The following is an 18952-nucleotide window of genomic DNA, read 5'->3' as shown; positions in this document are numbered from 1 at the left end:
CAAGCCGCCATCCTGGAGGAAGGCGGTGAAGCTCTCAGGTTGTGACGACAGACGGGGAGACTCCACCCCACGCATGCCCACGAGCAGCCAAGGAGTCCTTCCGTCATGTCCCTCCGCCACACCGCGCTCGACGCGCTGCACCGCTCGCTCGGTGCCACCATGACCGACTTCGCCGGCTGGGACATGCCGCTGCGCTACGGCAGCGAGCGCGAGGAGCACCTCGCCGTCCGCACCCGGGCCGGCCTGTTCGACCTCTCGCACATGGGCGAGATCACCGTCTCCGGCCCGCAGGCCGGCGAGCTGCTGGACCACGCGCTGGTCGGCTTCATCTCGGCGCTCGGCGTGCTGCGCGCCCGCTACACCATGATCTGCCGCGAGGACGGCGGCATCCTGGACGACCTGATCGTGTACCGCACCGCGGAGCAGGAGTACATGGTCGTCGCCAACGCCTCCAACGCCCAGGTGGTGCTGGACGCGCTGACCGAGCGCGCGGCCGGCTTCGACGCCGAGGTCCGCGACGACCGCGACGCGTACGCGCTGCTGGCCGTCCAGGGCCCCGAGGCCAACGGCATCCTGACCTCGGTCACCGACGCCGACCTGCCCGGCCTCAAGTACTACGCGCTGCTGCCCGCCACCGTGGCCGGCCGCCAGGTCTGGCTGGCCCGGACCGGCTACACCGGCGAGGACGGCTTCGAGATCTTCTGCGCCCCCGCCGACGCCGAGCACCTGTGGCAGGCGCTCACCGAGGCCGGCGCCGACCAGGGCCTGGTCCCCTGTGGCCTGTCCTGCCGCGACACGCTGCGCCTGGAGGCCGGCATGCCGCTGTACGGCCACGAGCTGTCCACCGACCTGACCCCGTTCGACGCCGGGCTCGGCCGGGTGGTCCGCTTCGACAAGACCACCAACGGCGGCGAGTTCGTCGGCCGCAAGGCGCTGGAGGAGGCCGCCGCCCAGGCCGAGGTCAACCCCCCGCGCAAGCTGGTCGGCCTGGTGTCCGAGGGCAAGCGGGTGCCGCGCGCCGAGTACACCGTGGTCTCCGCGGACGGCGAGCCGATCGGCCGGATCACCTCCGGCTCCCCCTCCCCGACCCTGGGCAAGCCGATCGCCATCGCGTACGTGGACGCGGCCCACGCCGCCCCCGGCACCGCCGTCGCGGTCGACGTCCGCGGCAAGCACGAGCCGGTCGAGGTCGTCGCGCTGCCCTTCTACAAGCGCGCTCGCTGAGCCCGCGGGCTCCGCGCCCGTCCCTCCGCCATCCCCCGCCGGCCCGGTCCGTTCAGCGGACGGCTGCGCCCCACCCTCCCGCGATCCTGGAGAATGACGCCATGAGCAACCCCACGCACCTGCAGTACACCAAGGAGCACGAGTGGCTGACCGCCGCCGAGGACGGTGTCTCGACGGTCGGCATCACCCAACACGCCGCCGACGCCCTCGGTGACATCGTCTACGTGCAGCTCCCCGAGGTGGGTGACACCGTCACCGCCGGTGAGACCTGTGGTGAGCTCGAGTCCACCAAGTCGGTCAGCGACCTCTTCTCCCCCGCCACCGGCGAGGTCACCGAGGTCAACCAGGCCGTCATCGACGAGCCGGCTCTGGTGAACTCCGAGCCCTTCGAGGGCGGCTGGCTGTTCAAGGTCCGCGTCGAGGCCACCGACGAGATGCTCGACGCCGACGCGTACACCGCGCTCACCCACGGCTGACAGCCGGCACCCCGGGGGCGGCCGCAGCGCGGCGGCCGCCCCGCCGGCCCCCAGCCCGCTCCGACCACCCCTCGCCCGCCGCCACCCGCCAGGGAATGCGCTGCGCGCCGCCCCGATTGGGAAGACCTACTCATGACGGTTCTGAACCAGTCCCTCCACGCGCTCGACCCGGAGATCGCCGCCGCCGTCGACGCCGAGCTGCACCGCCAGCAGACCACCCTCGAAATGATCGCCTCCGAGAACTTCGCCCCCGTGGCGGTCATGGAGGCCCAGGGTTCGGTCCTGACCAACAAGTACGCCGAGGGCTACCCCGGCCGCCGCTACTACGGCGGCTGCGAGCACGTCGACGTGGTCGAGCAGATCGCCATCGACCGGATCAAGGAGCTGTTCGGCGCCGAGCACGCCAACGTCCAGCCCCACTCCGGCGCCCAGGCGAACGCCGCCGCGATGTTCGCGCTGATCCAGCCGGGCGACACCATCCTGGGCCTCAACCTGGCCCACGGCGGTCACCTGACCCACGGCATGAAGATCAACTTCTCCGGCAAGCTCTACAACGTGGTCGCCTACCACGTCGACGAGAAGACCGGCCAGGTCGACATGGCCGAGGTCGAGCGCCTCGCCAAGGAGCACCAGCCCAAGCTGATCATCGCCGGCTGGTCCGCCTACCCGCGCCAGCTGGACTTCGCCGCCTTCCGCCGCGTCGCGGACGAGGTCGGCGCCCTGCTGATGGTGGACATGGCCCACTTCGCCGGCCTGGTCGCGGCGGGCCTGCACCCCTCGCCGGTGCCGTACGCGGACGTGGTCACCACCACCACCCACAAGACCCTGGGCGGCCCGCGCGGCGGTGTCATCCTGTCCAAGGCCGAGCACGCCAAGAAGATCAACTCCGCGGTCTTCCCCGGCCAGCAGGGCGGTCCGCTGGAGCACGTGATCGCCGCCAAGGCCGTGGCCTTCAAGGTCGCCGCCTCGGAGGACTTCAAGGAGCGCCAGCGCCGCACCCTGGAGGGCGCCAAGATCCTCGCCGAGCGCCTGCTCAGGGCCGACACGGTCGAGGCCGGCGTCTCGGTGCTGTCCGGCGGCACCGACGTCCACCTGGTCCTGGTCGACCTGCGCAACAGCGAGCTGGACGGCCAGCAGGCCGAGGACCGCCTCCACGAGGTCGGCATCACGGTCAACCGCAACGCCGTCCCGAACGACCCGCGCCCGCCGATGGTCACCTCCGGCCTGCGGATCGGCACCCCGGCCCTGGCCACCCGCGGCTTCCAGGCCGAGGACTTCCGCGAGGTCGCCGACGTCATCGCCGAGGCCCTGCTGCCGGGCTTCGACGAGGCCAAGGCCACCGCGCTCAAGGCCCGCGTGACCGCGCTGGCCGCCAAGTTCCCGCTCTACCCCGAGCTGTAAGTCCCGCAAGCGGGGGCGGCCACCGTCCCCACGTGACCGGCCTCACCGGGGCCGGTCGGCTGGAACCCCGGGGCACCGCGCACACTGGACAGTGCGCGCGGTGCCCCGCGCCGTGTACACCTGCTCGTCCTCCACGAGACCAGACAAGGACGTCCCCCGTGGCCATCAGCGTCTTCGACCTCTTCTCCGTCGGCATCGGGCCGTCCTCCTCGCACACCGTCGGGCCGATGCGCGCGGCGCGGATGTTCGCCCGGCGCCTGAAGTCGGAGGGCCTGCTGGCGGAGGTCACCGCCGTCCGCGCCGAGCTGTTCGGCTCGCTCGGCGCCACCGGCCACGGCCACGGCACCCCGAAGGCCGTCCTGCTCGGCCTGGAGAACAACTCGCCGCGGACGGTCGACGTCGACCGGGCCGACCTGGACGTGGAGCGGATCCGCGCCGAGAAGCGGATCAAGCTCCTCGGCGTCCACGAGATCCCCTTCGACCCGGACACCCAGCTCGTCCTGCACCGCCGCCGCACCCTCCCGTACCACGCCAACGGCATGACCCTGTGGGCGTTCGGCGCCGACGGCGCCACCCTGCTGGAGAAGACCTACTACTCGGTCGGCGGCGGCTTCGTCGTCGACGAGGACGCGATCGGCGCGGACCGGGTCAAGCCCGACGACACCGTGCTGCGCTACCCCTTCCGCACCGGCGAGGAGCTGCTGCGGCTCACCCGGGAGACCGGCCTGTCCATCTCCGGCCTGATGCTGGAGAACGAGAAGGCCTGGCGCAGCGAGGCGGAGATCCGGGCCGGGCTGCTGGAGATCTGGGCCGTGATGCAGGAGTGCGTGGCGGCCGGCATGGCCCGCGAGGGCATCCTGCCGGGCGGCCTGAAGGTCCGCCGCCGGGCCGCCGCGGCCGCCCGCGCGCTGCGCGCCGAGGGCATCGGCCCGGCCAACGCGATGGAGTGGGTCACCCTCTACGCGATGGCGGTGAACGAGGAGAACGCCTCCGGCCGCCGGGTGGTCACCGCCCCGACCAACGGTGCGGCCGGCATCATCCCGGCCGTCCTGCACTACTACCTCAACTTCATCCCGGGCGCGGACGAGGACGGCATCGTCCGGTTCCTGCTCGCGGCCGGCGCGATCGGCATGCTGTTCAAGGAGAACGCCTCGATCTCCGGCGCCGAGGTCGGCTGCCAGGGCGAGGTCGGCTCGGCCTGCTCGATGGCCGCCGGCGGGCTCGCCGAGGTGCTCGGCGGCACCCCCGAGCAGGTCGAGAACGCCGCCGAGATCGGCATCGAGCACAACCTGGGGCTCACCTGCGACCCGGTCGGCGGCCTGGTCCAGATCCCGTGCATCGAGCGCAACGGCATGGCCTCGGTCAAGGCCGTCACGGCGGCCCGGATGGCGCTGCGCGGCGACGGCCGGCACCACGTCTCCCTGGACAAGGCGATCAAGACCATGAAGGAGACCGGCGCCGACATGAAGGTCAAGTACAAGGAGACCTCGCGCGGCGGCCTCGCCGTCAACGTCATCGAGTGCTGACCACTCGGACGCGCACCCGGGCACTGGCCGCCGCGGCCGCGGCGGCCACCGTCGCGGCCGGGCTCGGCGTCCGGGCCCTGGCGGCCGGCGACCTTGCCAAGTACGCCGGGGACGCCCTCTACACCGTGCTGGTGTACGCGCTGGTGGTGCTGGCCGCTCCCGGGCTGCGGCCCCGGGCGGCCGCGGCCCTCGCGCTGGCGGTCAGCTGGGCGGTGGAGTTCCTCCAGCTCACCGGGGTGCCGACGGAGCTGTCCCGGCACAGTACGGCGGCCCGCCTGGTGCTGGGCTCCACCTTCAACGCCCCGGACCTGCTCTGCTACGCCCTCGCGGCGGCCGGCTGCCTGCTGCTCCACCGGGCCGCCGGCCCATCAGGTGGGCCATCAGGAGGCCGATCAGGAGGCCCTCCGCAAGGGAGCCCGTAATCAAAGGTTCAGAACCGGATCAAAAACCACACCGAAGGTGAACTGGACGGCAAACCTTCGGATCCAATTTGCCCACCTGGTAAGGCCGTGCCATAGTCGAGCGGGTCGGGCACACCGTGCCCGGCGTGATCCACGGCCTCCCTTGACCCGGTTCGGCCGTTCCACCGGTCGGCACGCACCCCCTTGGCCGGCGGTGACCTGCAGGGGCCCCCGCGTCGATCACGACGGACCGGGGGCCCTGCGCGTATCCGGACCCGCCGGCGAATCCGTCCACAGGCTGGGGACGACGGTCAGTGCCCGGCGCGCTCCCGGACCCGGAGCTCGAACCACACCCCCTTGCCGCGGGGCAGCAGATCGGCGCCCCAGCGGTCGGAGAGCACGTCCACCAGGATCAGCCCGTGGCCGGTCTCGTGACAGGGCTCGGAGGCGACGATCAGACAGGGCAGGGCGCGGGAGGAGTCCCGCACCTCGACCCTCAGCCAGCCGGGGCGCCGGCAGAGCTTGAGCCCGATCGTCCGCCCGCCGGCGTGCCGGACGGCGTTGGCGACCAGCTCGCCGGTGAGTAACTCCCCCACCTCCAGGTGCTGGTGGAGCTCCCAGCACTGCAGGACGGAGAGCACCAGCCGCCGGGCCAGCCCGGCCGACTCCGGCCGGGAGGGCAGCCGGACCTCGTCGACGGCCGGATCCCGGAGCCGGCCCAGCGAGGCCCGCTCCAGCTCCGCGGCGGTCAGCCGCTCCAGCTCCGCTAGGGCGAGACCGCCGCCCGTCGCATCCTGGCCGGCGCCGTCCTTGGGCCGGTGTGCCGTCTGGTCTGCTTCGCCCCATCCCGCCATGCGCCCCATCATCGCGGAACGCGAGCGGGTGCGTACGGACAATGACCAAACGATCACTATTCGCTTGGCATATGCCACGACGGCCCGGGGGCCGGACCGCCGCGGGCCGGGCGTGCTACCAGGCGCTCCAGTCGAGGTTCCAGCCGCTCAGGCCGTTGTCCGGGCGGACCTTGTCGCTCTTGGAGTTCACCACCGTCACCACGTCCCCGACCAGCGAGGAGTGGAAGAACGTGCCCGCGCGGGAGCCGTCGCTGCCGCCCTTGGCGTCGGAGATGCCGACGCAGCCGTGGCTGGTGTTGCTCTTCCCGAAGACGCCGCGGCCCCAGTAGTTGCCGTGCACGAAGGTGCCGGAGTCGGTCAGCCGCATCGCGTGCGGCACGTCGTCGATGTCGTACTCGTCACCCGATCCGGGGGTGGTGACACCACGGGACGTCATCCGGGTGGATTCGTACTTCTCCGAGATCACCATGGTGCCGTTCCAGGTGTCGAAGCCCGGCTTGCCGCCGGTGACCGGGACGGTCTCCGCGGCCTGGCCGTCCCGCTCGACGGTCATCTGGTCGGTGGCCATGTCGGCCGTGCTGATCTGCGAGCGGCCGATGCTGAAGGGCTCGTCGCGGTCCACCCCGCCGTACACGCCGGGGGAGATCTCCACGCCCTTGAGGCGGTACCTGACCGTCACCTTGGTGCCCGGCTTCCAGTACTTCTCCGGGCGGAAGTCGACCCGCCGGTCGCCGAACCAGTGGCCCTTGACCACCGTGCCGTCGGAGGTCTCGAAGGTGACACCCTTCTCGACCGCGGCCTTCTCCTTGACGTCCTTGTTGAACACCAGGGAGACGATCATGCCGACGCCGTAGGTCTCGTTGTCGGCGATGTTGTCGTGCGGGTCGGCCTCCTTGGCCGGGGTGAGCGTGGTGAAGCCGCTCTCGGCGGTCGCCACGGTGCCGGCGGCGTCGGCGGCCTGCGCGCTCACCTGGTACTTGCTGGAGACCGAGAGGGCGTCCGCCGGGAGCCAGCTGAGGCCGTCCGCGGCGAGCGCGCCGGGCACCTCCTTGCCGTCCGGCCCGGTCACCTTGACGGTGGTCAGCTTGCCGCCGGCCACCGAGACCTTCAGCGCGCCCGAAGGCTTGACGTCGGCGGCGCCGTTGGCCGGTTCGATGGAGACCACCGCGGCCGAGACGGCCGGCCTGGCGGCGGCGGTGGCGTTCGGCGCGCCCGCCGGAGCGCCCTCGGCGGTCTTCCCCCCGCCGGAACTGCAGCCGGCCACCATGAGCACCAGCGCTCCCCCGAGCGCCCCGACCGCGAGCCCCCCGCGTATCGACTTCACCCTGTACTCCCCATCTCACCGACGCCGCCGCCATCTCCCCGACGGCGGTCGTCGATCTATACACGTGCCGTTCATCGGATAGGTTGCGCCGCGGACGTCGAGTTCCGGTCACGGTCCGGCAACACGTCCGCCGAAAAGCCGCCGGCCCGGCCCGTTCGCGGGGAACGGGCCGGGCCGGGGAGGCGGTGGAGCGGGGTGGACTACCACTTGCTCCAGGGCAGGGTCCAACCGCTCAGGCCGTTGTCCGGGCTGACCGTCTCGCTCTTGGAGTTCTGCACCTTGATGACGTCGCCGATCATCGAGCTGGCGAAGAACTTGCCGGCCACCGAGGCGTCGTCGCCGCCCTTGGTGTCCTGCATCGAGATGCAGCCGTGGCTGGCGTTGTACTTGCCGAACGGGTTGGCCCAGTAGTTGCCGTGCACGAAGGTGCCCGAGTTGGTCAGGCGCATCGCGTGCGGCACGTCGTCGATGTCGTACTCCGCGCCGAGACCGACCGTCTGGGAGTTCATCCGGGTCACCTTCTCCTTGCTGGAGACGACCATGGTGCCGTTCCAGGAGGGGTTCTTGGCGTCGCCGGTGGTGATCGGGATGACCTGGCTGGAGCCGTCACCCTTGGTGACGGTCATCTTGAAGGTCGACGCGTCCGCGACGCTGACCTGGTAGCGGCCGATGGTGAAGGGCTCGTCCTTGTCCACGTCGCCGTAGACGCCCGGGGAGACCTCGACGGTCTTCAGCCGGTACTTGATGGTCACCTTGGTGCCCGGCTTCCAGTACTCCTCGGGGCGGAAGTCCAGACGGCGGTCGCCGAACCAGTGGCCCTTGACCGTGGTGCCGTTGTTGGTCTCGAAGCTGATGCCCTTGAGCACCGCGTCCTTGTTCTTGACCGGCTTGCTGAAGGCGACCGAGACGATCATGCCGACACCGTAGGTGCCGTTGTCGGCGATGTTGTCGTTGGTGGCGACGGTCTTCGCCGGGGTCAGCGTGGTGAAGGAGGAGGTGGAGGCGGCGACCAGGCCCTTGTCGTCCTTGGCCTGCGCGTTCACCGTGTAGACCATGCCGACGGTGAGGGGGCTGCTGGGCTTCCAGGTCAGGCCGTCGGCGGCGATCTCGCCGGGCACCGCCTTGCCGTTCTTGTCGGTCACCTCGACGTTGGTCAGCTTGCCGCTGGCCACGCTGATCTTGAGGCCGTCGCTCGGGGACACGTCCACCGCGCCGTCCGCCGGCGTGACCGACAGCTGGGCCGTGGAGCCCTTGGGCGCCTCGCTGGCGTCACCGGCCGGGGCGCTGGCGGCGGTGTTGCCGTCCGCCGAGGCGTCGCCCTTCTTGTCCTCCGAACAGGCCGCGCTGAACAGCAGCGCCCCGCCGACGAGCAGCGCGACACCCGCACGCCTGGTCCGCATCCGCCTCGTCACGCCCGCGTTCTGACCTATCGCAGCGTCGGCCGCCTGTATCGCCTTCACGGTGTTTCCCCTCCCGGTATTCCCAAGCGCATACACGCCCTGTCGCCCGGGTCGGTTGCACCGGGTCGTGCTGAGATCCGCGTGCGGGCACCGGGACAGGCCGGGTGCGGGGCGCGCGGGAGGTCAGAATAACGGGGCCGTCCGGGTGAATCTTCAGGGGGAGGCGGGTGCCGGTTCGGTGAACCGGCCGCGCGTACGGAGCGGACCGGGGCATCGGCCGCCCGGCGTGCGGGAACAGGTTCATTCAGCGGACGCCGCCGCGTGGCCGCCCGGCCCGGGATCGTTCACAGTCGGTCACAGGACGGGCCACCACGTGACGACGGCTTCCGATCAGGGAACAAGAGGGAGGCGGGGACCGGACCCCCCGCACTGGGAGGGTGCTCCATGACGGCGTGGCAGGAGCTGGGAACGGGTGCGCCCCGGGACGCGCGGCGGGAGCCGACGGCCCGGCCGAACGGCTCCGCCCCCCGTCCGGCGGAACCGGCGGCCGGACCGACGGCGGCGCGCCCGGCCGGGCCCGCGGCCGGGCAGGCCGTGGAACCACCGGCCTGGCCGGGCAGCTGGACGCCGCTCGGCGCCCGGTTCCGGCCCGGGCCCGAGAGCGGCCGGGGCACCAACTTCGCGCTCTGGGCCCCCGGCGCCGAGGCCGTGGAGCTCTGTCTCTTCGACGAGGAGGGCGGGGAGAGCAGACACCCGCTCCCCGAGCAGGACTTCCAGATCTGGCACGGCCACCTCCCCGGCGTCCTCCCCGGCACCCGGTACGGCTACCGGGTGCACGGCCGCTGGGACCCGTGGACCGGCGCCCGCTGGAACCCGGCCAAGCTGCTGCTCGACCCGTACGCCCGGGCGATCGACGGGCGGTACACCGCGGACGACGCGGTCTGCACGGCGGTCCGCGGCTGGCCCGAGCGGGACGTCGCCGACACCGTCCGGGACAACCGGGACTCGGCGCCGTACGTGCCCAAGGCGGTGGTGGTCCACGACGACGACGACTGGTACGACGACCAGCGCCCGAAGACCCCCTGGGCCGAGACCGTGCTGTACGAGGTGCACGTCAAGGGCTTCACCATGCGGCACCCGGGCGTCCCGCCCGAGCTGCGCGGCACCTATGCCGGGCTGGCCCACCCCGCGGCGGTCGAGCACCTGGTCGGACTGGGCGTCACCGCGGTGGAGCTGCTGCCGGTGCACCACCACGTCAGCGAGGACCACCTGCAGCACCGCGGGCTGACCAACTACTGGGGCTACAACACCCTCGGCTACTTCGCCCCGCACGCGGGCTACTCCTCCTCGGGCAGCCGCGGCCAGCAGGTCGGCGAGTTCAAGCGGATGGTGCGGGCGCTGCACGCGGCCGGCATCGAGGTGATCCTCGACGTGGTCTACAACCACAGCGCCGAGGGCGGGGTGATGGGGCCGGCGCTGTCCTTCCGCGGGATCGACAACGGCGGCTACTACCGGCTGGACCGCTCCCGCCGCGGCTACGCCGACTACACCGGCTGCGGCAACACCCTGGACACCCGGCAGCCCCAGGTGGTCCGGCTGGTCACCGACTCGCTGCGCTACTGGGTGACCGAGATGGGCGTGGACGGCTTCCGCTTCGACCTGGCCGCGGCGCTGGCCCGGGGCAGCGACGGGGTGGAGATGCACCACCCGTTCCTGGCCGCGGTCTCCCAGGACCCGCTGCTCAGCCGGGTGAAGCTGATCGCCGAGCCCTGGGACGTCGGCCCGGGCGGCTACCAGGTGGGCGGCTTCCCGCCGCTGTGGGCCGAGTGGAACGACAAGTACCGGGACACCGTCCGGGACTTCTGGCGCGGCGCCCGGCCGGACGTCCGCGAGCTGGGCTACCGGCTGTCCGGCTCCTCCGACCTGTACCAGCGCGGCGGCCGCCGGCCGTACGCCTCGGTGAACTTCGTCACCGCGCACGACGGCTTCACCCTGCGCGACCTGGTGTCGTACAACCACAAGCACAACGAGGCCAACGGCGAGGACAACCGGGACGGCACCGACGACAACCGGTCGTGGAACTGCGGCGCGGAGGGCGAGAGCGCGGACCCGCAGGTGCGCCGGCTGCGCGGGCGCCAGCTGCGGAACCTGCTGGCCACCCTGCTGCTGTCCACCGGCGTCCCGATGCTGACCGCCGGGGACGAGCTGGGCCGCACCCAGGGCGGCAACAACAACGCCTACTGCCAGGACAACGACACCGGCTGGGTGGACTGGTCGCTGCTGGAGGAGCCCGAGTGGCGCTCGTTGTCCGAGCTGACCTCCCGGCTGGTCGGGCTGCGGCGGCGCCACCCGGTGCTGCGGCAGCGGGCGTTCTTCTCCGGCCGGACGGCCGGACCGGCCGGGCAGCGGGACCTCGCCTGGTTCGGCCCGCGCGGCAAGGAGATGACCGAGGCCGACTGGTTCACCCCGACGGCGGTGCTCGGCATGCTGCTCTCCGGCAGTGCGATGTCCGAGCGCGACCAGCGGGGCCGGCCGGTCCGGGACGACAGCTTCCTGCTGCTGCTCAACGGCGGCCACGAGCCGGTGGTCTTCACCCTGCCCGGCGAGCCCTGGCCGGCCTGGTACGAGTCCGTGGTGGACACCGCCGAACAGGAGCCGCCCGCCCCGGGTCGGCGGGTGTCCGGGGCCGTCACCCTGGTCGGGCGCTCGCTCCAGCTGCTGCGAGCGCCTGCCTGAGCCGGCGCTCGCGCAGCGCCTCGCGGGGCGTGAGCACGTAGTCGACGAAGGCGCCGGGCAGCCGGTACTCGCCCTCGTGGCCGGCCGACATCCGGATCTCGGCCTCGCCGAGCTCGCGGCATCGGATGATCACTCTTTGCGTGATCATGCAAGCGCAGGGCGACCAGGGGTACGCAAGAGGCGCGGGGGGCGGACCGGGGCGCGGCGATTGGTTCGCACACCCCGGGACGGTCGTCCGCGCCCCGCCGCGGGGTGGCCGGATCCCGCGGACAGGGGCGTAAAACCAGGTGAGAAATGTCAGTCCGCGACCTACCCTCTCGGCGATGGCCGAGAACCAGAACCCCGCCCCGCCCACCCCCGCGGGACCCGAGGAGGCGTCCACCGACGGCTCCGGCACACCGTCCCCACCGCGCCGCCATTCGGCGGTGCGGTCACTGCTGCGCCTGTGGCCGTACGCCAGGGTGGCCCGCTGGCGGATCGCCGGCTCGGTGGCCGCGGCGGGCCTGGCCTCCCTGAGCGTGCTGGCCGTCCCGGTGGTGCTCCGCCGGATCGTCGACGGCCCGATCGCCGACCGCGACCTGGGCGCGCTCTGGCCGCTCGCCGGGCTGCTGCTGGTGCTCGGGCTGGCCGAGGCCGGCCTGTTCTACACCCGCCGGGTGGTCGTGGCCCGCCCGCTCGCCAAGGTGGAGACCGCCATGCGCGGCGACCTCTTCGCCAAGCTGCAGCGGCTGCCGGTCTCCTTCCACGACCGCTGGCCCTCCGGCCAGTTGCTCTCCCGGGCCACCTCGGACATGTTCCTGATGCGGCTCTTCCTGGCGTTCCCGCTGGTCTTCCTGATCGTCAACTCGATGGTCTTCGTGACCGGCACGGCGCTGATGTTCACCCTGGACTGGCGCCTGGCGCTGATCACCCTGGTGCCGGCCGCGCCGCTGACGGTGCTCACCCGCTACTTCGAGCAGCGCTACGCCCTGGCCGCCCGGCTCGCCCAGGACCAGAACGGCGACCTGGCCACCGTGGTCGAGGAGTCGGTGCTCGGCATCCGCATCCTCAAGGCGTTCGGCCGGCACCGGGCGATGTCCGAGGAGTTCCGCGCCCGCAGCCGCGAGCTGCGCGGCACCGAGCTGCGCAAGGCGGACATGCTGGCCAACCTCTGGGCGGTCATCGTCGGCCTGCCCGAGCTGGCGCTCGGCTGCGCGCTGGCGGTCGGCGCGGTCCGGGTCGCCGACGACCACCTGTCGGCCGGCACCCTGGTCGCCTTCCTGTCCACCGCGCTCGCCCTGCGCTGGCCGGTGGAGTCGCTGGGCTGGCTGCTCGCCTTCTCCAACGAGGCCGCCACCGCCACCGACCGCTACTTCGAGGTGATGGACGAGCCCGAGGAGCGCGACGAGCCCTCGGGTACCCCCGCCCGCACCGAGCAGGGCATCCGGTTCACCGGCGTGCGGTTCCGCTACCCGGACGCCCCCGCCGACACCCCCGACCTGCTGGCCGGGATCGACCTGCACGTGCGGCCCGGCGAGACCATGGCCCTGGTCGGCACCACCGGCTGCGGCAAGACCACCCTCACCGCCCTGCTGCCCCGGCTGTACGAGGCCACCGGCGGCTCGATCACCCTGGACGGCACCGACATCCGGGACATCCCCCGGGAGCGGCTGCGCCGGCTGGTCGCGGTCGCCTTCGAGGAGCCGACCCTGTTCTCCGCCTCGGTCCGCGAGAACGTGCTGATGGGCGCCCCCGGGGCGTCCGAGGAGCAGCTCGCCACCGCCCTGGCCACCGCCCAGGCGGGCTTCGTCGAGAAGCTGCCGGCCGGCGTCGGGACCCAGGTCGGCGAGCAGGGCCTGAGTCTGTCCGGCGGGCAGCGGCAGCGCCTGGCGCTGGCCCGGGCCGTGGTCGGCGACCCGCGCTTCCTGGTCCTGGACGACCCGCTGTCCGCGCTGGACGTGCACACCGAGGCGCTGGTCGAGCAGGCGCTGCGCGAGGTGCTCGTCGGCACCACCGCGCTGATCGTGGCCCACCGGCCGAGCACCGTGCTGCTCGCCGACCGGGTCGCCCTCCTCGCCGACGGCCGGATCGCCGCCGTCGGCACCCACCAGGAGCTGCTGAGGAGCTCCCCGGCCTACCGCGCGCTGATGTCCGGCGAGGCCGCCCCCGAGCCGGAAGGGAGCCTCGCCCGATGACCACCACCACCCTCGAACCCGCAGAGGACCTCGACGAGGAGCTGCCGAAGGAGTCCGAGGAGGAGGACATCCCCGTCCCGCCGGGCGCGGCCCGCGCCCTGCTCGGGCAGCTGCTCGGCCCGTACCGGGGCCGGATCGCCCTGGCGATGCTGGTGATCCTGGTCCAGCAGGCGGCCCTGCAGTCCGGCCCGCTGCTGGTCGCGGTCGCCATCGACCGGGGCATCCCGGCGCTGCGCGACCACCGGGCCGGCCCGCTGATCGCGGTGATCGCCGCGTACCTGGGCTGCGCCCTGCTCTCCACCGTGCTGCAGCGGTCCTTCATCCGGCTCAGCGGCCGGATCAACCAGGACATCCTGCTGGACCTGCGCGGCCGGATCTTCCGGCACGCCCAGCGGCTCAGCCTGGACTTCCACGAGCGGTACACCTCGGGCCGGATCATCTCCCGGGCCACCAGCGACGTGGACGCGCTGCGCGAGCTGCTCTCCGAGGGCCTCCAGGAGCTGCTGGCGGTGGCCCTGTCGGTCACGTACATCTCGGTGGTCCTGCTGGTGATGGACTGGCGCCTGGGCCTGGCCTCGGTGGTCTCCTTCCTGCCGATGTACCTGATCGTGCGGTCGTTCCGGCGCCGCTCGCTGCGGGTCTACCGGCGGTCCCGGACGGCGGTCGCGGCGGTGATCGTCCGGTTCACCGAGACCATGAACGGCATCCGGCCGGTGCAGGCGTTCCGCCGGGAGAAGGCCAACGACGAGGCGTTCGGAACGGTCAACCGGCAGTCCGCCGCCGCCACCGCGGACGGCCTGCTGGAGATGGCCCGGTACGTCGGCCTCTCCCGGGCGACCGCGAACACCTGGATCACCGCGGTGGTGGTGCTGGGCGCGTTCCTGGTCACCGACGGCTCGCTGGAGCTGGGCGTGCTGACCGCCGCCGTGCTCTACCTGCGGCGACTGTACGACCCGATCGACCAGCTGGCGATGTTCCTCAACAGCTACCAGTCGGCCGCGGCCGCCCTGGAGAAGATGGCCGGCCTGCTGGCCCACGAGCCCAGCGTCCCCGAGCCGGCCACCCCGCACGGGCTGCCGCCGGTGCCCGGCGGACAGCGGGCCCGGGGCCGCGAGGTGGCCTTCGACGGCGTCCGCTTCGCCTACCGCAACGGCAAGGAGGTGCTGCCCGCCTTCGACCTGGTGCTCCCGGCCGGGCGGACCTGCGCCGTGGTCGGCGCGACCGGCGCGGGCAAGTCCACCCTGGCCAAGCTGCTGGCCCGGTTCTACGACCCGACCGAGGGCCGGGTCCGGCTGGACGGCGTGGACCTGTGCGACCTGTCCACCGCCGAGCTGCGGCGGAACGTGGTGATGGTGACCCAGGAGTCCTTCCTGTTCTCCGGCACGGTCGCCGAGAACATCGCCATCGGCCGCCCGGACGCCACCCGCGAGGAGGTGGAGGCGGCCGCGAAGGCCATCGGCGCGCACGAGTTCGTCGCCGCCCTGCCGAACGGCTACGACACCGACGTCCGCAAGCGCGGCGGCCGGATCTCGGCCGGCCAGCGGCAGCTGGTGGCCTTCGCCCGGGCGCTGCTGGCGGACCCGGCGGTGCTGATCCTGGACGAGGCCACCTCCTCCCTGGACGTGCCGGGCGAGCAGGCGGTGCAGCGGGCCATGCGGACCGTCCTGGCCGGCCGGACCGCCGTGATCATCGCCCACCGGCTGTCCACGGTGGAGATCGCCGACCGGGTCCTGGTGATGGACCAGGGCCGGATCGTCGAGGACGGCACCCCCGCCGACCTGGTGTCCGGCACCGGCCGGTTCGCCACCCTGCACCGGACCTGGCGCGACAGCCTGGTCTGACCCCTGCCCCGCCCTGCTCCTGCCCTGCTTGCCCCAGTCCCCCCCACCCGCGAGGTGCAGCGCATGACCAGTCCGGGTGCCGATCCGGGCCGACCCGACAGCCGGAGCGCCCGGCGGTACCTGTGGTGGCTGGTGGTCAGCCAGCCCCGCAGGAGCGCCGCCGGGGCGCTGCTCGGCACCCTCTGGATGGTCGGCATGACCCTGCCGCCGTACCTGCTCTCCCGGGCGGTGGACGACGGCCTGCTGGCCCACCGGCCCGGGGTGCTGGCCGGCTGGGCCGCCGCCATGCTCGGCCTCGGGGTGGTGACCGCCCTGGTCGGATCGCTGCGGCACCGCACCATGACCAGGATCCGGATGGACGCCCACTTCCGGACGGTCCGGGTGGTGGTCCGTCAGGCCGTCCGGCTGGGCGCCGAGCTGCCCCGGCAGGCGGGCGCGGGCGAGGTGGTCACCATCGGGATCACCGACGTGGCTCGGATCGCCATGACCCTGACCGTGGTCGGCCCGGGCTTCGGCGCCGTGATGGCGTACCTGGTGGTGGCCGGTCAGCTGCTGCGGATGTCGGCGCTGCTGGCGGCCGTGGTGCTGCTCGGCGTACCGCTGGCGGGGGTGCTGGTCGGGCCGCTGTTCGGCCGGCTGCGCGGGGTCGAGGCCGAGTACCGGCAGCGGCAGGGCGCGCTGGCCGCCCGGTTCGAGGACCTGGTGGGCGGGCTGCGGGTGCTGAACGGGCTGGGCGGCAAGGAGGAGTTCGCCGAGCGCTACCGCCGCGACTCCCGCCGGCTGCGCGAGGACGGCTACCGGGTCGGCGCGGTCACCAGCTGGCTGCAGGCGGTCGGCGCGGGCCTGCCGGTGCTGGTGCTGGCCGCGGTCCTGTGGCCCGCCGCCCGGCTGGCCGCCCAGGGCCAGATCACCGTCGGCCAGCTGGTCTCGGTCTACGGGTACGTCGCGGTGCTGGTCCTCCCGGTGTACTTCTTCGTGCAGTGCGGCCAGGACATCAGCCGCGGGCTGGTCTCCGCCGACCGGGTGGTCCGGTTCCTGGCCCTGGAGCCGGCCGAGGAGACTGCGGACCGGGAGGACGCCGAGGGGACGGCCGAGCCGCCCGAGGGGCCCGCCGCCCTGCACGACCCGGTCTCCGGCCTCACCCTGGCCCCGGGCGCGTTCACCGTGCTGGCCGCCGTCCGGAGCGCGGAGGCCGCCGCGGTGGTGGAACGGCTCGGCCGGTTCACCGGCTCCCCGGCAGTCTGGGGCCCGGTCCGGCTGGACGCGGTGGACCGGGCGCGGCTGCGCGAGCGGATCGTGGTCGCGGACAACGAGGCCGCGCTGTTCGCCGGCACCCTGCGCGAGCTGCTCTCCGGCCGCCACGAGCGCGCGGACGCCGAGTTGCTGGCCGCGCTGGAGGCGGCCGCCGCCCTGGACGTGCTGCGCGGGCTGCCGCACGGGCTGGACTCGGTCCTCCTGACCGAGGGCCGCAACCTCTCCGGCGGGCAGCGGCAGCGGCTGCGCCTCGCCCGGGCGCTGCTGGCCGAGCCCGAGGTACTGCTGGCGGTGGAGCCCACCTCGGCGGTCGACGCGCACACCGAGGCCGCGATGGCCGCCGGGCTGCGCACCGCCCGGCTCGGCCGGACCACCCTGGTCACCAGCACCTCGCCGCTGCTGCTCGACCTCGCGGACACGGTCTGCTTCCTGGCCGACGGACGGGTCGCCGCCACCGGCCGCCACCGCGACCTGCTCCGGGAGCAGCCCGGCTACCGGGCCCTGGTCGCCCGCGGCCAGGACGCCGACGATCCTTCCGGGGATCCTTCGCCCGCTCCCGCCCGTCCCGCCGAGGAGGCCCTGCGATGAGCACCCCCGAGGCCGCCGGGCAGCTCCCGGTGGCGAGCCCGCGTGAGGTCCGCCGGGCCGTGGTCGACCTGGTCCGGCACGACCGGCGGGCGTTCGCCGCCGTCCTCGGGCTGAACGCGCTGGCCGCCGTCGCCGCGCTGGGCGGCCCCTGGCTGCTCGGCCGGATCGTCGACGAGGTCGCGGCCGGCGACGGGGTGGCCGCGGTGGACCGGCTGGCGCTGGCCATCGTGTTCTGCTCGGTGGTGCAGATCCTGCTCACCCGCCAGGCTCGGTACCTGGGCCACCGGTTCGGCGAGCGGGCCGCGGCCCGGGTCCGCGAGCGGCTGGTCGACCGTGCGCTCGCGCTGCCGGTGCAGACCGTCGAGCGGGCCGGCGGCGGCGACCTGACGGCCCGGGGCACCACGGACGTGGCGGCCGTGGCCACCGCCCTGCGGGACGCCTCCCCGGCGGTGTTCATCGCCCTGCTGCAGTGCCTGTTCCTGCTCGGCGCGGTGGTCGCGCTCAGCCCGCTGCTGGGCGCCTGCGGCCTGCTCGGGCTGGCCGGCATCCAGCTCTCCACCCGCTGGTACCTGCGCCGCGCCCGGGACGCGTACCTCGCCGAGGGCGCGGCCACCTCGGCCCTGGCCGAGGTCCTCTCGGCCACCGCCGCCGGCGCCCGGACCGTCGAGGCGCTCGGCCTCCAGCGCCGCCGGATCGCCGCCACCGAGACCGCGGTCGCCGAGTGCCGCCGCACCCGGCTGAGGACGCTCTTCCTGCGCAGCGTGTACTTCCCGCTGGTCGAGGTCGCCTACGTGGTGCCGGTGGTGGCCGTGCTGCTGGCCGGGGCGGCGCTGCACGCCCGTGGCGCGGTGGGGCTGGGCGCGGTGGTGTCCGCCGCGCTGTACCTGCGGCAGCTCGCCGAGCCGCTGGACACCCTGGTGATCTGGGCCGAGCAGTTCCAGAGCAGCGGAGCCTCACTGGCCCGGGTGGAGGGGCTGGCTGCGACGACGGCCGGGGCCGCCACCGGCGCGGCCGCGGTCGAGCCCGCGGACGACCGGATCGAGGTGGCGGCCGCCCGGTACGCCTACGCGGGGGGCGAGGACGTGCTGCACGGGGTGGACCTGACGGTCCGTCCGGGCGAGCGGCTGGCGGTGGTCGGCCCCTCCGGCTCCGGGAAGTCCACGCTCAGCCGGCTGCTGGCCGGCGCCGACCGGCCACGGGAGGGGACGGTGACGGTCGGCCGGGTGCCGGTCGCCGACCTGCCGCCCGAGCGCCTGCGCCGCCAGGTCGTCCTGGTCACCCAGGAGCACCACGTCTTCCTCGGCACCGTCCGCGACAACCTGCGGATCGCCGCCCCGGGCGCGGACGACCGCGACCTGGCCGCCGCGCTGGCCGCCGTCGGCTGGGACCACGAGCTGCCCGAGGGCCTGGACACCGAGGTGGGGACGGGCGGTCATCCCCTGGACGGCGCCCAGGCCCAGCAGCTCGCGCTGGCCCGGGTGGTGCTGGCCGACCCGCACACGGTGATCCTCGACGAGGCCACCGCGCTGCTCGACCCGCGGGCGGCCCGGGCCACCGAACGGGCCCTGGCCGCCGTGCTCCAGGGGCGGACGGTGATCGCCGTCGCCCACCGCCTGCACACCGCCCACGACGCCGACCGGGTCGCGGTCATGGAGGGCGGCCGGCTCACCGAGCTGGGCGCCCACCACGAGCTGGTCGAGGGCGGCGGGCCGTACGCCGCCCTCTGGGCCACCTGGCACGGCTGACCGCCGCG

General features: G+C 73.5%; 13 protein-coding genes and 1 pseudogene. 10 read left to right on the top strand and 4 right to left on the bottom strand.

Annotated elements, in window-relative coordinates; genetic code table 11:
• Nucleotides 1-105 precede the first annotated feature (105 nt).
• The 5 genes from gcvT to ABWK59_RS22355 all read left to right on the top strand — a co-directional run bounded on the left by gcvT (nt 106) and on the right by ABWK59_RS22355 (nt 5049).
• Nucleotides 106-1224 (top strand): glycine cleavage system aminomethyltransferase GcvT, encoded by a 1119-nt coding sequence (gene gcvT, locus ABWK59_RS22375; RefSeq protein WP_354642395.1) that lies wholly within the window; start codon nt 106-108, stop codon nt 1222-1224.
• A gap of 101 nt (nt 1225-1325) precedes the next feature.
• A complete protein-coding gene (gene gcvH / locus ABWK59_RS22370; RefSeq protein ID WP_354642394.1) occupies nt 1326-1700 on the top strand; it encodes a glycine cleavage system protein GcvH in 375 nt (124 codons plus the stop codon).
• A gap of 132 nt (nt 1701-1832) precedes the next feature.
• Nucleotides 1833-3101: a serine hydroxymethyltransferase gene (gene glyA, locus ABWK59_RS22365; protein ID WP_354642393.1), complete on the top strand. Its 1269-nt coding sequence runs from the start codon at nt 1833-1835 to the stop codon at nt 3099-3101.
• A gap of 158 nt (nt 3102-3259) precedes the next feature.
• Nucleotides 3260-4627, top strand: coding sequence for an L-serine ammonia-lyase (locus ABWK59_RS22360; RefSeq protein WP_354642392.1), 1368 nt, complete (start codon nt 3260-3262; stop codon nt 4625-4627).
• Nucleotides 4621-5049, top strand: coding sequence for a DUF2809 domain-containing protein (locus tag ABWK59_RS22355; RefSeq protein WP_354642391.1), 429 nt, complete (start codon nt 4621-4623; stop codon nt 5047-5049). Before ABWK59_RS22360 ends, ABWK59_RS22355 begins: the two co-directional genes overlap by 7 nt.
• A 290-nt stretch (nt 5050-5339) precedes the next feature.
• Here ABWK59_RS22355 and ABWK59_RS22350 read toward each other — a convergent pair whose 3' ends face one another.
• The 3 genes from ABWK59_RS22350 to ABWK59_RS22340 form a co-directional block, all read right to left on the bottom strand.
• Nucleotides 5340-5882 carry an ATP-binding protein gene (locus tag ABWK59_RS22350; protein ID WP_354642390.1) on the bottom strand — a complete coding sequence of 181 codons (543 nt, stop codon included), beginning with the start codon at nt 5880-5882 and terminating at the stop codon, nt 5340-5342.
• Nucleotides 5883-5997: 115 nt separating this feature from the next.
• Nucleotides 5998-7206 (bottom strand): L,D-transpeptidase, encoded by a 1209-nt coding sequence (locus ABWK59_RS22345; protein ID WP_354642389.1) that lies wholly within the window; start codon nt 7204-7206, stop codon nt 5998-6000.
• A 200-nt stretch (nt 7207-7406) separates the two neighbouring features.
• Nucleotides 7407-8606 carry a L,D-transpeptidase gene (locus ABWK59_RS22340; protein WP_354642388.1) on the bottom strand — a complete coding sequence of 400 codons (1200 nt, stop codon included), beginning with the start codon at nt 8604-8606 and terminating at the stop codon, nt 7407-7409.
• Nucleotides 8607-9050: 444 nt separating this feature from the next.
• Between ABWK59_RS22340 and glgX the strand changes: the two genes are divergently transcribed.
• Complete coding sequence (gene glgX / locus ABWK59_RS22335; protein WP_354642387.1) at nt 9051-11342, top strand: glycogen debranching protein GlgX; 2292 nt, start codon at nt 9051-9053, stop codon at nt 11340-11342.
• 19 nt (nt 11343-11361) lie between these two features.
• On the opposite strand, the pseudogene ABWK59_RS22330 reads toward glgX, so the two are convergent.
• Nucleotides 11362-11451, bottom strand: a pseudogene (locus ABWK59_RS22330) (hypothetical protein); the annotation flags it as partial.
• A 214-nt stretch (nt 11452-11665) separates the two neighbouring features.
• Here ABWK59_RS22330 and ABWK59_RS22325 point away from each other — a divergent pair.
• The 4 genes from ABWK59_RS22325 (at nt 11666) to ABWK59_RS22310 (ending at nt 18944) form a co-directional block, all read left to right on the top strand.
• Nucleotides 11666-13516, top strand: coding sequence for an ABC transporter ATP-binding protein (locus ABWK59_RS22325; RefSeq protein ID WP_354642386.1), 1851 nt, complete (start codon nt 11666-11668; stop codon nt 13514-13516).
• Nucleotides 13513-15357 (top strand): ABC transporter ATP-binding protein, encoded by a 1845-nt coding sequence (locus ABWK59_RS22320; protein WP_354642385.1) that lies wholly within the window; start codon nt 13513-13515, stop codon nt 15355-15357. Before ABWK59_RS22325 ends, ABWK59_RS22320 begins: the two co-directional genes overlap by 4 nt.
• Nucleotides 15358-15420: 63 nt before the next feature.
• Complete coding sequence (locus ABWK59_RS22315) at nt 15421-17199, top strand: ABC transporter ATP-binding protein (RefSeq protein WP_354642384.1); 1779 nt, start codon at nt 15421-15423, stop codon at nt 17197-17199.
• The gene (locus tag ABWK59_RS22310) at nt 17196-18944 is read left to right on the top strand and encodes an ABC transporter ATP-binding protein (protein ID WP_354642383.1); all 1749 of its coding nucleotides are present in this window, start codon (nt 17196-17198) and stop codon (nt 18942-18944) included. The genes ABWK59_RS22315 and ABWK59_RS22310 overlap by 4 nt, the downstream gene beginning before the upstream one ends.
• Nucleotides 18945-18952 lie beyond the last annotated feature (8 nt).

This window comes from Kitasatospora sp. HUAS MG31 (assembly GCF_040571325.1).
Taxonomy (GTDB): domain Bacteria; phylum Actinomycetota; class Actinomycetes; order Streptomycetales; family Streptomycetaceae; genus Kitasatospora; species Kitasatospora camelliae.
Note: the sequence above shows the minus strand (reverse complement) of the source record. Positions and strands in the feature narration are given on the sequence as shown.